This is a genomic window from Thalassospira sp., from assembly GCF_048059015.1.
GTDB lineage: Bacteria > Pseudomonadota > Alphaproteobacteria > Rhodospirillales > Thalassospiraceae > Thalassospira.
On the sequence record NZ_JBLLNT010000008.1, the window covers coordinates 1 to 15,688 of the forward strand.

A 15,688-nucleotide genomic window follows, 5' to 3' on the forward strand; every position below is an offset into this window, starting at 1 on the left:
GCCCATCCGAAGGTGTTTGAGGTAAATGTCGTGCTCGGTTCCTTCGGGGTAGGCAGACTGATCATAGGATGGGTCAATCTGTGCCAGGGCCAGTTCGATTTTGTCAAACAGTGCCATGTCATAGCGTTTTGATTTCTGGCGCAATTCATCGAAATGCTGTTTGACGACAAGGTCGCTATCCACAATCTTGCCCAGATCATTGAGGATACGCAAAATCCGCGACCCCAGCGGGATGTCTTTGCCTTCGGGGCCGTCAGATGGAAAACCACCATCGTTATAGTCACGGTTTTGCAAATAGACGATCTCGGCCACATTTTCGAGACGCGGGATGTTGGATACCAGATTGCGCGCGACTTCGGGCGTGCGGCGGACAATATCGCGTTCAAGCGGCTGTAACGGTTTGTCTTCGCCCAGTCGTGCCAGAATTTCGGCTGGCAAAGACACATAACCGATTGGCGCCAAAAGGGCCGCCAGACCCAATTCCCAAGGGTGCGGATAATTGATTTCACCCGTGATTATGTCGCACCAGCGTTTGGCACGCATCGCTTTGCCAAAGATGATCGGGTTGAGTTGAGCCAAAACCTCGGTCAGGACTTTGATACTACCCGCCAAGGTTTGTTCGATCAGGGCCTTTTCGGCTGTGATTAGTTGATATTGGCGAAGACCGGCCTTTAACCCGCTGATTAGGTCATCATCGTCACAGGGCTTGTTAAAGAAGCGGAAGATATGCCCGTGATTGATGGCTTCGACCGCGGTTTGCTGATCGGCATTGCCGGTCAGCATCATATTGACCGTGTCGGGGCTTAGTTTTTCGATCTCGGCCAACAGCTGCACGCCATCCATTTCAGGCATGCGCATATCGGCAACACAGATGGCGTATTGTGTGCCGCTTTTGAATTTGTTCAGTGCTTCGGTCGGGCCAAGTGCCGTGTCGATATTGAATTTGCCATGCAGCTTGCGTTTAAGCCCCATCAAAAGGTTTTCATCATCATCGACAAACAGGACAGGGGGATTTTCCATGATGCTCCATCTCCCTCATTTGACCAGATCGGCGTATCTTTCTTCGACGATACGTGCCGTTTCACGCCAGGCCGCCAATCGATGGCTTTTGCCCAACCGTTCGATATATTCCAGATCAATCCGGCTTTCGGGTGCTGTGCCGGTTCGAAGTTCAATGGCGATTTCGCGCGCAAGGTTCTGGGCAATGTAAATGGTGCTTAACGCATTCATTTCCGTATGCGGGGTGTCTTGCGGATGGTGATGATAGGCAACGGTTTGCACCATCGCGCTTGGAAAACCCCAGAGTCCCAATAGATACGCACCGACCTCGGAATGGGTTGCACCAAACTGATCGCGTTCGGCGACGCTGACGGGGATGCCTTCCTGCTCAACCCGTGCAATGACATCAGACATTTCTTTTGAGCGGAAGGCATAGAGGATCAGGCTGCCGGTATGGCTGAGCATGCCAATGGCGGCCATCACGCTTACGACTTCACGTGGCAGATTTTCCTGTTCGGCAATGATGGTGGCAAGGACGCCCAATTGCTGGCTGCGCTGACAAAGTTGGGTAATGCGTGCAGCGTCGGCTTTTGCGCCCGTGAAGCTTTGAAACAGGCCGTTAAACAGGGCGAGTGCCTTTAACGTATCAATCCCGACCATGCGGATAGCCTGTGAGATCGATGTGATCTTTTGCCGGATGGCGAAATAGGCCGAATTGGTCAGTTTCAGGATTTCGGCGGTCAGTGCGATGTCAGATGCAACAATTGCTGTTAGCGCATCGATCGAGACCATCGGGTCATCAAGCGCCTTGAGCAGATTGGTATAGGTGCTTGGCGGGGAGGCCAGACTTTCAATACCCCCGACCAGGGCGCGCAATTCCGGATTGCTGAGCAAATGGCGCAGATCAAGGGCGTTATCGATGGTTTCAAGCAACATGTCATTGTCGCAGGGCTTTGCCAGATATTGATGCGCCGGGCCGACTGTGCGCAAAACGGCTTCTTCTTCTGAAAAGCCAGACAGGATGATCCGCGCACTATGAGGGTGCTTTTTCTGCATCTGGGTTAGAAGGGCTGCGCCATCCATACCGGGCATTCGCATGTCGGATATGATGACGTCTGGCTCCATCTCGTTTGTCAGGGCCAGGGCGCTTTCTGCATTTTCGGCAAAATGAAGTTCCCAGTCCGGTCGCGCAGTGCGCAGCCGGCGGCGGAGCCCTTCAAGAATGTTGGTTTCATCATCAACAAACAGGATGATGCTCATGATTTGCCTCTTATGCGTGTCTCATCATCATTACATGGGGCTAAAAGGCTGTAAATCATAGTCCGCATATGAGGAGGATTGCTGCCATCCTGCTTTAAAAGCGCACTATTCTGAGTGTATGGACGGTTTGTGTGGCGGGATTAAATTTTTGCAACCATGCGGTGTGGCAGGGTTCTTATTCGTCGGTCAGTTCGTGATACCGGGTTGCCACGATCCGGGCGATGTTGGTCCATTCTTCAAGTTTGTGGTCTTTGCCAAGCGCGCTTAGATATTCCATGTCGATATGGCTTTCGACGGTTTTACCATTGTCATATTCGCCCAATTCACGCGCAAGATGCTGGGCAATATAGATCGTGGTCAGGGCGCTCATTTCCCGGTGGGGTAAATCCATCGGGCGGTGGTGATAGGCAACGGCCTGAATGATTGGGGCAGCAAAACCCCACAATCCCAAAAGATAGGCTCCGATTTCCGGGTGTGCTGCGCCAAATTGCTCGGTTTCGGCCTCTATGATCGATATGCCTTCTTGCTCGACCCGTTTGGTGACGGCCTCCATCTCGTCGGGTTTGTTGGTGTAAAGGATCAGGGTGCCGATATGGCTTAGCATGCCAATCGAAGGCACTGCCTGACAGATTTCCCGTGGAAGATGCTCGAACTCGGCAATCAGGGCGGCGGTGACACCGATCTGCTGGCTGCGGTGGCATAGTCGTTTAAGACTGGCGGCCTGACTGGGTGGTCCTTCAAAGCCGCGATAAAGCCCGACAAACAGAGCAAGTGCCTTAAGCGTTTCCATACCCAACATGCGCACAGCATGGGCAACGGATGAAACGTTCTGGGTTACCGCGAAATAGGATGAATTGGTCAGCTTCAGGACTTCGGTGGTCAGTGCGATATCGGACTCGACAATCTGGCTTATGCTATCAAGCGAGTAATTCGGATCGGAAAAAGCATCCTCAAGGCGCATATAGGTATCAGGCGGCGAGGCGAGGCTTTTTGAATTTGCGACAAGGCTTCGCAACTCGGGGCTTTGCAGCAACTGGCGCAAGCCAAGCGCATTTTCAATGCTGCCAATCAGGACATCATTTTCACAAGGTTTGCTCAGGAACTGATGGGCCGGGCCGATGGTGCGCAGATAGGACGCATTATCTGCATGACCAGTCAGGATAATCCGGACTGCGTCAGGGTGCGTTTCCTGGAGCGTTTCAAGCAAGGTCACCCCATCCATTTCCGGCATTTGAATGTCAGAAACGATCACATCTAAGGAATGATTGTTGGCCAGTTCGATTGCTTCGGCACCATTGGCGGCAAAGTGCAAATCCCATTCCGGGCGCAAGCCGCGCAGTCGGCGGCGCAGTCCACTTAGGATGTTGGCATCGTCATCGACAAAAAGAATGTGGTGCATGGCCTCGATTCTCGAAAATCATTTTAGTGCAGATGGGATTTTGGGGGCTTGATCACAAGATTGGATGACCACATGTCTAAAATTAGCACATGATAATTCGGGGTCGTGCAATGGTCAGTTCTGCCAATTGTGCAGTGATATCAGTGTGTAATCATTTGGTGCACGATAAGGAGGCGAGATTTAAGTCTTGCTACCTGTACAATTGTATATGTTGCTTTGGTCTAAGCATCTATATCTACAATGTATTTTATACAATTGTCATATTTTGTCAGACTGTTGATGGCCCTGCTTGAGTACAATCTGGAAGACGTAAAGAACAACAAAACATCACGCAGTCTTTGATCGACCGGGAGTGCGATCCACTAGATGACAACGCGTACAGAACTGATTGAAGCGATCAAGAAGCACCAGCTCTATGCGATGAAGCAGCCGGGCGGTAAGCGCATGCAACTGCGCAATGGCAACCTGTCGCGCATCAAGATGAGCAAGATCAGTCTGGAAGATGCAATTCTGCCCGGATCGAATTTCATTCAAGCCAGCATCCGCGAAGTAAACTTCAATTTCTGCGACTTGTTTGGCACCAACTTTGTCGAAGCCGACCTTGAAGGTTCCAGCTTCATTCGCGCGGATATGCGCGGTGCAAACATGGCGCGCGCCAAACTGCGCGGTGCCAACCTTAAGGGTGCTGATCTTCGTTCTGGCGTGATGGTCATTGTCGATGCGGGCCGCGAAAAGCGGGTCAAGCGCGAGACGGATCTTGCCAATGCCGATCTTGAAGGATCGATGATGGCGGGTGCGAACCTTTCTGAAAGTAACATGTCGGGTGCGCGGTTGGCTGATGCGGATCTCAGTGATGCCAACATGTTTGCGGTTAATCTGGCCGGTGCGGATTTGTCTGGCTGTAACCTGTCCGGGGCCAAACTTAAAAACGCCAACTTGAAAGGTGCAAAGCTTCTTGACGCCTTGCTGGTTGGAACGGACCTTTCCGGGGCAAATCTCGGCAATGTTGATCTCAGTAATGTCGATCTGACACAGGCCAATACCGCCAATTCGATTGGCAGTAAGTCAACCTCGCCCCTTCCAGAAGATGTGCGTGCAGTCATCAATGCACATACAGAATGGCTGACCAGTGGTGGGGCATCGGGTCAGCCACTTAACCTGACCGGGCGTGATCTGACCGAGCTTGATTTCACGGGGCTTGATCTATCGGCGGCCTGTTTTGATGACTGCATCCTGCGCGGGGCGATCCTGGTCGACACCATTCTTGCGATGACTTCCCTGCGCAATGCCGATCTGACCCGTGCCCGCCTGAGCGGTGCTGTCATGAATGGTGTTCGGATGTCTTATGCCAATTGCAGCAAAGCCATTTGTCAGGGTGTCAAGTTTGGTGGCGTCGAACAGCGTGACGCCAAAGGTCAAAAGACCGGCGATGTTTGGCGTGCGGATCTGACATCTGCCAACTTCTCGCACGCGGACTTGCGAAACTCGGTTTTCGATAAGCCGCAGATGAAAGGTGCCGACCTGACAAAGGCGAATATTGCGGGTGTGGCGTTTGGTGAAACAGACCTGTCCGAGGTCGAAATGGAAGGCACGAACACCAGTTCTATCCTGAGCGGGAACGTGTCGGAAAAAGCATAGGCCGCCCCACCCGGAGGCAGGCTTTCTTAAGCCACATCGGTCGTGGACAGAAAACATTTCTCCTGATGGAACAATAAGCGGGATTCGTGGCGTGATTTGCGTTGCCTTCTTGTGAAACTGTTGCATTCTAGAAGCTGAATTAAAGAAACGTAATTTAGCGGCGGAGAATGCTGCCCGATGTCATCGCGCTCTGAGCTGATCGAAGCAATCAAGCTGCATCAGCTTTATCTCAATCAAAAGCCGGGTGGCCGCCGCATGCAGATGCGTAATGGTAACCTGTCACGCATAAAAATGAGCAAGATCAGCCTGCAAGACGCGGTACTGCCTAGCGCGAATTTCATTCAGGCAACCGCAACAGAAGTCTGTTTTGATTTTTGTGATTTGTTCGGCTCCAACTTCATCGAAGCAAATCTGGAAGGGTCGAGTTTCCAGCGAGCGGACCTGCGCGGGGCCAATATGGCGCGCGCCAAACTGCGCGGTGCAAACCTTACAGGGATCGATCTACGCGCTGGTATCATGGTCGTTGTTGATGGGGCGCAAGAACGCCCCGTTAAAAGAACCACCGACATGACCAATACCGACCTTGAAGGGGCAATGATGTGGGGTGCCAATCTTTCGGGTGCCAACATGTCGGGGTCTCGCCTTGCCAATACCGATATGAGCGATGCGAACTTGTTCGCGGTGAACTTGGAGGGCGCCGACCTTACGGGCTGTAACCTGAATGGCGCGAAGCTGCGTAACGCAAACCTCAAAGGAGCGAAGCTTAAGGGATGTGAGCTGGTTGGTGCGGATCTAAGCGGTGCGAACCTGCGCAATGTCGATTTGACGGATGTCGATCTTTCACAGTCCAATACTTCCAATTCCATCGGTGGTGGTGCTCCGGCAGCACCGCTTCAAGACGATATTCGTGATCTGGTGAATGGGCACAGTGAATGGCTGTCATCGGGCGGTAAAACCGGAATGCCGATGATTGCGGCCGGGCGTGATCTGTCGGGAATGGATTTTTCGGGAATGGATCTGTCCGGTGCTGTGTTTGATAAATGCACGCTTCGCGGTGCGTTGTTTGTCGATACGATCCTTGCGATGTGCTCGATGCGCGAAGCCAATATGCAGAAGGTTCGCATGAACGGTGCTGTTATGGATGGTGTGCGTATGGCCAAATCCGACTGCACCGAAGCCGTGTTTCAGGGCGTACAGTTCGGTGGTGTCGATCAGCGTGACAAGAAGGGTGCAAAGACCGGTACGGTTTGGCGTGCTGATCTGACAGACACCATTTTCGAACAGGCTGATTTGCGTAACTCGATCTTTCAGGAGGCGCAGATGAAGGGCGCAAACCTGACAAAGGCAAATGTCGCTGGTGTGGCCTTTGGGGATACTGATTTGAACGAGGTCGAGCTTGACGGTGCCAATGTCGGGTTGGTTTTGAACGGGAATATCCCGCGCAAGAGATAAAACCGCATCCGACAGCAAAAGCAAAACGCCGCCCATTAAAGGCGGCGTTTATGTTTTTTGTGCTGTCGTTTAAGACGCAATCAATTAGCTGCGGTAATCCGCATTGATCGAGATATAGCCATGGGTCAAATCACACGTCCAAACCGTGGCAGCACCGTCACCAAAACCAAGGTCGGTATCAATGTCGATATACTGGCCTTTGATGTGCGCTTTGACGGGCGCTTCGTCATAGTCCGCAACGCGTTCGCCGTTTTTCGCAAGCTCAATGCCACCGATTGAAACGGTTAGTTTGTTTGGATCAGCGGTCACGCCGCACTTGCCAACCGCCATAACAATACGGCCCCAGTTGGCGTCTTCACCCGCAATGGCGGTTTTAACCAGTGGGGAGTTGGCAATCGCCTTGGCGGCAATCTTGGCTTCTTTTTCGTTCACGGCACCGGTGACATTGACCGTGATGAATTTGGTCGCACCTTCGCCGTCACGAACGATCTGATGGGCAAGATCACGCAGCACGGTTTCAAGGGCTTCCTTGAAATCTGCCAATGCCGGATCGTTGATATTGGAAACTGCCGAATTGCCTGCCTTGCCGGTTGCGGCCAGAAGGACGGTATCAGACGTCGATGTGTCGCTATCAACCGTGATCGCGTTGAAGCTGCGATTGTTGCAATCAGCAAGGATTGGCTGCAGCACGCTGTGCGGCAGGTTTGCATCGGTAAAGACAAAGCCAAGCATGGTGGCCATGTTCGGCTCGATCATGCCAGAACCCTTGGCAAAGCCTGCAATGGTGACCTTGGTGCCATTGATGGTGGCGGTTGCCGATGCACCTTTCGGGAAGGTGTCAGTGGTCATGATGGCCTTGGCGGCATCAAGCCAGCTTGCCTCGTTGGTCAGAAGATCACCAATCGCATCGGTGATGCGATTGGCCGTGGTTGGTTCGCCAATCACGCCGGTGGATGCGGTGAAAATCTCATTCTTTGCACAGCCAAACGCCTTGGATGCGGCTTCGACCTTATCGGCAACGAATTTCTCGCCCGCCTTGCCGGTGAAGGCAACGGAGTTACCGGCATTCACAAAAAATGCGCGACCCGATCCGCCTTTCAACGCCTCGCGCCCCCAGCGAACAGCCGCAGATGCGGTGGTCGAGGTGGTAAACAGACCGGCAACCTGGGTGCCCGGTTCAAGTTCTGCCAACAGCACGTCCGGACGGCCCTTGTATCGGATGCCAAGCGTTGCAGTATGCAGTTTGACACCATCAATGGCCGGAAGGTCCGGGAAAGCCGCAGGGGCAAGGGGTGAAAGCGAAGTCGCAACCATCAGTGCAAATTCCTTAAGTGGTATGTTGGGGGCAGTGACCCGTTGGTCAGACCCAAACTTATCCTGCCGTAATGGTGGCGAAAATCAAGCAGCAGAATAGTTCTTTGGGATCAATGTTCTGGTAACGCAAAAACGGGGCAAAGCCAATGGCCTCACCCCGTTTGTCTTTACGTCTTTTCAAGACGGGTTGCATCAACCCGGTCTGATCAGTTTTTCGGAGCTTCCTTGGCGGCTTCTTCAGCTGCTTTTTCAGCTTCGATTTCGACATTGTTGACGATATCGGCTTTTTCGCGAAGGTCATCAACGATCGCGGTGATCGCATCGCGGGTTACTTCGGCGGTAAGCTGCTGACGGACTTCATCAAGGGATGGCTGGGTGCCAGCTTTTTTCTCTTCAACCAGGATCACGTGCCAGCCAAACTGGGTCTGAACCGGTTCCTTGGAATAGCTGCCTGCGTCCATGGCAAAGGCAGCTTCTGCAAACGGTGCGACCATGTCGGCACGGTTAAAGAAGCCAAGGTCACCGCCATTCGGACCGGACGGGCCGGTGGACTTTTCTTTGGCGAGTTCGGCAAAGTCTGCACCATCGTCAAGTTCTGCGATGATGGCTTTGGCGTCTTCTTCGCTTTCAAGCAGGATATGACGTGCGTGAACCTGCGGTTCCGGTTCGTTGCTTGCGACGAACTCGTCATATTTTGCTTTGATCGCGTCTTCGGTGACCGCTTCATCAAGTGCACGGTCAAGGAAGGTTTCTGCGATCACGCGGCGCTGCAATGCTTCAACGCGTGCCTTGACGTCGGCATCTTCGGCAAGACCGGCGTCGCTGCCAGCAATCATCAGCAGGCGCTGATTGATTTCACGGGTCAGCAGATCAGGTTTAAGCATCTCGAACGGAAGCTGGCGATACTGTTGCGGCAGGCCCTGCTGGGTCGCGCGGACTTCAGATTCAAGGATTTCCTCGCCATTGACCGTCGCCAATACCGGATCTTCGGCCGGTGCAGCGTCCTGTGCCATGGCAGGGGTAGCAAAAATGACGGATGCCAGCGACGCGGCAAGAAGGGTTTTGCGCAGCATAGTTTCTCCAGACTTTGATTTCAGACGGGCTTTTTTGCCCGGCGCCTCGACCCACGGGTAAATCACATAAGCGTTTCATGCACAAGGCTTCGCCGTGGGAGGTTGGCCTTTTCGCAAAGCAATCTGTCCAAATTGTGAAACGCTTACATACGCGCTGGGACATATGGGGAGGATGCCTGCGGGTTAAAACCGCAAGGCTGTGTGAGCCCACCGGGATGCCGGGCGAGATGATGTTTCAAACTCGGAGATCTACGTCACCATCATAAGGTGACCGTTGCGTGAAATTTATTGGGGGAGTTAGATGCTGCTGACTGCCTAAGCCCTGACGTCAAAGAAGACTTCGCCAACCTGGCCGGTCGATCCGTCTTCACGCTCAAACTGCGAACTTGCCACCAGATCACCGCCAATCAGGCGTTCATCAAGTTGTGTCACAAGCGATAGCGAAATTGATTTGATCCCCGCATCGGCAAGGCTTTGTTGGCTGCCGTCAGCATGCAATAGAACGAGCGAGCTGAATACACCATCCATTTCGTCAATCAGGCCGTCCAGATTATCGTCAAATTTGGCCAGCTCTTCAAAGCCGTCCTTGGCACCGTTTTGATCGCCAAACAGCTCACGGCCATCATTGATCTCGCCATCACCATTACGATCCAGTGCCAGAAGCGCATCGGCACCGCGGATCCATGCGGTTTGATCAACCGATCCGTCGCCATCAATGTCAAACTGAACACCGTCTTCAAGGCTTGTGATGTCAATGCCATTGCCATCAAGGTCAAGGATCAGCGGATCCTTTTGAAACGCTTGGGCGATCTCGACCCGGATCATTTCGATATGCGCTTTGAATTCTGATACGGAAATATCAACTTTGCCCGCAGCCTTGGCAAAGCGGGTTTCAATTGATGAGAAATCGATTGAAACCTGACGGGAGCTAACCGACACCTGACCAAGATTAACCTTGGCCTTGCCATGGGAAATGTTAACGGCCAGTTCCTGCACGGATGCAGAACCACCTGCACCAGTGGCATTGGCAAGTTTCAGGTCGGAGGGATCACCGCCGGTCATGGCATTGGCCATCGCACGTGCCTTGGCGGGCGGAACACCCATCATGGCAAGAACGATGAAAGCCTCGCGGTTCAGACGTGTCTGGGCGTCATCCAGTGCCGGTTTCAGACCTTTGTAGACTTCAAGGATATCGGTCTCGAACTCAAAGACCGGGCGCTGAAATTCACCAATGGCATCATTGATGCGGCGGTTGGCCTCAAGGCTTAAATCGATCTGATCAACGATGGAGCGTTGCTGTGCAAGATTGGCATCCTGATCACTGGTCGCATCAGATGCCAGCGCGCCATTCGGTGCTGCGCGCGATGATGCGATGTTCGCTGCATTTTGAACAGCGCTCTGATTGGAAAGTGTGGAATGATCAAACATACAGCGCCTCCTTCCTGAAGGGCTGCGGGATGTTGGTGACCAACATCCCGTCGCAGATTAAATCAGAACATCCTGTTCCTGGGTCGGGTCAATCACCGGCACAGTTTCACCGGTTGGGAAGCTGAAGGTCGCATTGCCATCATCCTGGCCAAACCGGCCCATCGGCATCAGCATATCGACGCTCAGTTGCAGCTGATTGCCTCCTTCGCCATTTTCGGCCGGGATTTCGTTGATGCCACGAACGATCAACGTCGCCTGTTCCATGAACTGTTCAGTGATCTGGGCATTCAAGGCCGCCATCCGTTCAGCGGAAATCGACGGACCAGCCACGGCATTACCAGAGGCGAGGGTTCCGTCTTCGCCTTCTTTGGTGTCTTCGGTGCCAACGGTTGCGTTCATCAATTCACGGATGAACTCGGCGACTCCGTTGTCATTGATGTCAAACAGAAGGCCGCCATCCCCGGCACTTGCCGGGTTGCCAAGCATATCAACCAGCGATCCACCACCAAGCCCGTTCATGACATTGCCAAGCGCGCCAAGGGCAGCACCCATGCTGTTGCCAATTGCAACCGCTTCGGTGCGGACGACTTCAACCTTTGCCGCTTCGTAGTTAAACGAAAACTCGCCGGTTTCGTTGTTGATGCTGATATCAAGCGATTGTACCGCCATCATCGCAGACTCCGATACACCAACCGCGGCACCATTGGCCCCGGCATAGGAGATCGCGGTTTTGCTGTGGCTGGCGATAGCCTGATCAAAGGAAAATTCGAACTGGTCCTGGCCCTTCGCCGCGTCCTTGATGCCGTTAAACATCGCATCGGTAGCGGCAATCGCGTCTTCCTGGCTCATGCCAGACAGGGCAAACATTTCTTCGACACTGCCACGGATCAGCTCAAGCGACGCATCAAGCGCGCGCTCAAACAGCTCTTCGGTCGTCAGTGGTTTTGAAGACAGCGCCTTGCTGTTGGCTGGTGCCAGTTTCTGGCTGTCATTGTGGGCCGCCAGTGCATCATCAGATAGTGCAACCGGATCAATGCGGGTGCGCGCATCGGTATTGGCCTGCGCGGAATTCTGCCCCGCATCGGGATTGGTTTTGGCAAGTGGCTGACGCGCATCAGTCAGGCCTGATTGGCCCTGACGGAATGGATTAAGCGCGGAGAAATCGACCATTTCCTCCTCCTGAGGATGTTTTTGGCGTGGATATCAGGATCATCCTGATTGCCAAAACAGAGCTACATGCTCTTTGAGTTTTAAAACTATGACGCGAATAGTACGATTATTTTGCACATATCTCAAGCTTGAAGCGTATTCGGTGGTCTGTTTGGCAATATGTAGACAGGAGATTTCACGCCGATTTGCGTAAATTCCGGCCCAACATTAGCGATATTGGTTCGTTCCGTTGACAGATGGCAGGCAGGGTTCTATCTGTGATCGGGCTCGGCTTTCTGCCGTTGCCTAATCGTGTCTTTATTCATTTGTTCAGGAACGTATTAATGCTCGGCGCCATTGCCCGGAAAATTTTCGGTTCAGCTAACGATCGTGAAGTCAAAGCCCTGCGGGCCACGGTCGAGCAAATCAATGCCCTGGAACCCGAAGTCGAGAAGCTGACTGACGACGAACTGCGCGCCCGGACCGATTGGCTGCGCGAACGTCTCAAGAATGGCGAGACTCTGACCGATATCCTTCCTGATACCTTTGCCACCATCCGCGAGGCATCCAAACGTGTCCGCGGCGAGCGCCATTACGATGTGCAGCTTCTGGGCGGTATGGTTCTGACATCCGGCAAAATTGCCGAGATGAAAACCGGTGAGGGTAAAACCCTTGTTTCGACCCTTCCGGTCTATCTGAATGCGCTTGAAGGCAAGGGCGTTCACGTGGTCACGGTCAACGACTATCTGGCCCGTCGTGATGCGGAATGGATGGGCGAAGTTTATGGCTTCCTTGGTCTGACGGTTGGCGTGATCATGCATGGCATGACCGATGATCAGCGTCGCGAAGCCTATGCGTGTGACATTACGTACGCGACCAATAACGAGCTGGGCTTTGATTATCTGCGCGATAACATGAAGTTCCGCCTTGAAGACATGGTGCAGCGCCCGTTCAACTTTGCAATCGTCGATGAAGTCGACTCGATCCTGATTGACGAAGCCCGTACCCCGCTGATCATTTCCGGCCCGGCCGAGGACAGCTCGGAACTCTATCGCGCGATTGATGCGCTGATCCCGAAACTGACCGAAGAAGATTTCGAGAAGGATGAAAAGGCACGCGCCGTCACCCTGACCGAAGAAGGCACCGAGCATGCCGAACAGCTTCTGATGGAAATGGGTATTTTGACCGAAGGCACGCTTTATGACGTTGCCAACGTTCATCTTGTCCATCACGTCAATCAGGCACTTCGTGCGCACAAGCTGTTCCAGAAAGACACCGACTATATCGTCAAGGACGACAAGGTCGTCATCATTGACGAATTTACCGGTCGTATGATGGAAGGCCGCCGTTATTCTGATGGCCTGCATCAGGCGCTTGAAGCCAAGGAACAGGTCAAGATCCAGAACGAGAACCAGACTTTGGCATCGATCACCTTCCAGAACTATTTCCGTCTGTATCCGACCTTGGCGGGTATGACCGGTACGGCAATGACCGAGGCCGAAGAATTCGAGGAAATCTATAGCCTTCAGGTTATCGAAATCCCGACCCATCGCCCGATTGCCCGTAAAGACGCCGATGACGAGATTTATCGCACCGCCAATGAAAAGTGGGTCGCTATTTCCGAGCAGCTTGAAGACTGCCACAAACGTGGTCAGCCGGCACTGGTTGGTACGGTTTCGATCGAGAAATCGGAAATTCTTTCAGAGCTTCTGAAAAAGAAGAAAGTCCCGCATGAAGTTCTCAACGCCAAGCAGCATGAGCGTGAAGCATTGATTGTCGCACAGGCTGGTGCACCGGGCGCAATCACCATTGCGACCAACATGGCCGGCCGTGGTACCGACATTAAGCTTGGCGGTAACGTCGAGATGCGTGTTGAGCACGAACTGGCTGATGTTACTGACGAAGCCAAACGCGCGGCAGCAATTGAAAAGATCAAAGCCGAAGTCAAAGCCGATCAGGAAAAGGTTCTGGCGGCTGGTGGTCTGTTCGTGATTGGTACGGAACGTCACGAATTACGTCGCGTGGATAACCAGCTGCGTGGTCGTTCCGGCCGTCAGGGTGACCCGGGTGGTTCGAAATTTTATCTGTCGCTTGAAGATGACCTGATGCGCATCTTTGGCTCGGAACGTATGGACGGTATGCTCCAGAAGCTTGGTCTGCAGGAAGGTGAAGCGATTTACCATCCGTGGATCAACAAGGCACTTGAGAAAGCCCAACAGAAAGTTGAAGCGCGTAACTTCGACATTCGTAAGAACGTTCTGAAGTTTGACGATGTCATGAATGACCAGCGTAAGGTTGTTTATGAACAGCGCCGCGACCTGATGCAGGCAAAACATGTTGCCGAAGATGTTGCTGATATGCGTGCCGAAGTCATCGAGGACCTCGTTGATAAATACTGCCCGGCCAAGGTTTACCCGGAACAGTGGGAAGCAGCCAGCCTGCACGAAGAAACCACCCGTCTTCTGGGCATTGATCTGCCGATTGCAGATTGGGTTACCGAAGAAGGCATCGATCAGGAAGCCATGCGCGAGCGCATCGAAAAGGCTGCTGACGAGAAAATGGCGGCCAAGGTTGCCAATTACGGTGCCGATATCATGCGTCAGGTCGAAAAGAGCCTGGTGCTTCAGCTGCTTGATCAGTCCTGGAAAGAACACCTTCTGGCCCTTGATCACCTGCGTCAGGGCATTGGTCTTCGTGCCTATGGTCAGCGCGATCCGCTTAACGAGTTCAAGCGCGAAGCGTTTAACATGTTCGAAGCCATGCTGGTTTCCTTGCGTGAACGTGTGACCCAGATGCTCTCACATGTTGAACTGCAATCGACCCCTCGCCCCGAAGACCTTGAAGCGCGTCGTCCGCAGCAGGAAATGCACGAAAACCGTGATGAGCTTGAAGGTGGCGAAGCAGCTGCCGAAGGCGGAACTGTTCAATCCCGTCAGGCATCTGGTCCGGCGAACCCGAACGACCCGTCAACCTGGGGCCGCGTCGCACGCAACCAGGCCTGCCCATGCGGTTCAGGCAAGAAATACAAACATTGCCACGGTCAGATCGCCTGATCAGACCGTTGGAGTAAGGTCAAAAAAAGCGCGCCTTCGATTGGAGGCGCGCTTTTTTGTTGTTGGGTTCAGCTTGATGGCAAGTGTTGCCCAAGGAATTCGGAAACTGGTCCCAAAACAGCGTTATTGGTGGTCAGATAGAAACCTAGTGAAATCAAGGTTCCGGCATGACCGGTTTCCTCGATCTCAACCAACTTGGCGTTAGGGGCCAGTTCCGCAAGTCGGCGCGAATTGCGCGGGAAAACGGTGTGGTCGCGATTGCCCGTGATCAGAAGAAGCGGCGGCATGGCGGATAGGTCCATTTCGACTGGCTGACTTTTGCTAGCCGGGGTGTCGCCAAAGGCAATCTGTGTTGCGCTGACATCGTAAGGATGGAAGTCATAGGGGCCAGATAGACCGATAATCCCGGCAATATCATCACTATCCAAACCGACATCACGTAAATAGACCGGGTCGGCTACCACCTGAACAGCATTATAGGCGCCTGCCGAGTGCCCTGCCAGCATGATTGGACCAGGTTTGATTTGGGTACGATGGTTCTTGGCATAACCCTTCATGAAGGCAATCGCAGATGCACTGTCTTCGATGAATGCCGGGAAATGTACATCGGGTACCAGCCGATAATCTGGGATCGCAACTGCATAGCCAAGCTCGGTAAAGCGTTTGGCGACGAACGCATATTTCGCCTTATCCCCCGAATCCCATGATCCGCCGTAAAACCAGATCAAAAGCGGGGCCGGCTGAACAGCAACGTCTGGCAGATAAAGATCAAGCTTTTGACGGGGATCATCGCCATAGGAAAGATCAGCGATGTCAGGTTTGAAATCCCCTGCCTGCCAATAGTTATAGGCACCCAGTTTGTCGCAGGCTGTCAGAAGAAATGCAGCAACAAGGACATTGGTCGTTAATTTCAAAACGCGCAT

At 53.1% G+C, this 15,688-nt stretch carries 11 protein-coding genes; 3 read left to right on the forward strand and 8 right to left on the reverse strand.

Annotated elements, in window-relative coordinates:
• From ACMZ66_RS12020 to ACMZ66_RS12030, 3 genes are all read right to left on the reverse strand, one after another.
• The coding region (locus tag ACMZ66_RS12020; RefSeq protein ID WP_416937446.1) for an HD domain-containing phosphohydrolase at positions 1-1,020 on the reverse strand (1,020 nt) is incomplete at its 3' end.
• Positions 1,021-1,035: 15 nt separating this feature from the next.
• On the reverse strand, positions 1,036-2,259 hold the full coding sequence (locus ACMZ66_RS12025; RefSeq protein WP_416937447.1) for a response regulator: 1,224 nt from the start codon (positions 2,257-2,259) through the stop codon (positions 1,036-1,038).
• Positions 2,260-2,434: 175 nt separating this feature from the next.
• Positions 2,435-3,658 carry an HDOD domain-containing protein gene (locus ACMZ66_RS12030; RefSeq protein WP_416937448.1) on the reverse strand — a complete coding sequence of 408 codons (1,224 nt, stop codon included), beginning with the start codon at positions 3,656-3,658 and terminating at the stop codon, positions 2,435-2,437.
• Between the two features lie 366 nt (positions 3,659-4,024).
• Between ACMZ66_RS12030 and ACMZ66_RS12035 the strand changes: the two genes are divergently transcribed.
• Together ACMZ66_RS12035 and ACMZ66_RS12040 are read left to right on the forward strand one after the other, a co-directional pair.
• On the forward strand, positions 4,025-5,296 hold the full coding sequence (locus tag ACMZ66_RS12035; protein ID WP_416937449.1) for a pentapeptide repeat-containing protein: 1,272 nt from the start codon (positions 4,025-4,027) through the stop codon (positions 5,294-5,296).
• Between the two features lie 177 nt (positions 5,297-5,473).
• Positions 5,474-6,748, forward strand: a complete 1,275-nt coding sequence (locus ACMZ66_RS12040) for a pentapeptide repeat-containing protein (RefSeq protein WP_416937450.1) — start codon at positions 5,474-5,476, stop codon at positions 6,746-6,748.
• A gap of 84 nt (positions 6,749-6,832) precedes the next feature.
• On the opposite strand, the gene argJ is transcribed toward ACMZ66_RS12040, so the two are convergent.
• The 4 genes from argJ to ACMZ66_RS12060 all read right to left on the reverse strand — a co-directional run bounded on the left by argJ (position 6,833) and on the right by ACMZ66_RS12060 (position 11,733).
• A complete protein-coding gene (argJ, locus tag ACMZ66_RS12045; RefSeq protein ID WP_416937451.1) occupies positions 6,833-8,062 on the reverse strand; it encodes a bifunctional glutamate N-acetyltransferase/amino-acid acetyltransferase ArgJ in 1,230 nt (409 codons plus the stop codon).
• Positions 8,063-8,268: 206 nt separating this feature from the next.
• On the reverse strand, positions 8,269-9,135 hold the full coding sequence (locus ACMZ66_RS12050; protein WP_416937452.1) for a peptidylprolyl isomerase: 867 nt from the start codon (positions 9,133-9,135) through the stop codon (positions 8,269-8,271).
• Positions 9,136-9,450: 315 nt separating this feature from the next.
• Positions 9,451-10,563, reverse strand: a complete 1,113-nt coding sequence (locus tag ACMZ66_RS12055; RefSeq protein ID WP_416937453.1) for a hypothetical protein — start codon at positions 10,561-10,563, stop codon at positions 9,451-9,453.
• Positions 10,564-10,620: 57 nt separating this feature from the next.
• Positions 10,621-11,733, reverse strand: coding sequence for a hypothetical protein (locus tag ACMZ66_RS12060; protein ID WP_416937454.1), 1,113 nt, complete (start codon positions 11,731-11,733; stop codon positions 10,621-10,623).
• Between the two features lie 323 nt (positions 11,734-12,056).
• On the opposite strand from ACMZ66_RS12060, the gene secA reads away from it, so the two are divergent.
• Positions 12,057-14,765, forward strand: coding sequence for a preprotein translocase subunit SecA (secA, locus tag ACMZ66_RS12065; protein ID WP_416937455.1), 2,709 nt, complete (start codon positions 12,057-12,059; stop codon positions 14,763-14,765).
• Between the two features lie 68 nt (positions 14,766-14,833).
• On the opposite strand, the gene ACMZ66_RS12070 is transcribed toward secA, so the two are convergent.
• On the reverse strand, positions 14,834-15,688 hold the full coding sequence (locus ACMZ66_RS12070) for an alpha/beta hydrolase (protein ID WP_416937456.1): 855 nt from the start codon (positions 15,686-15,688) through the stop codon (positions 14,834-14,836).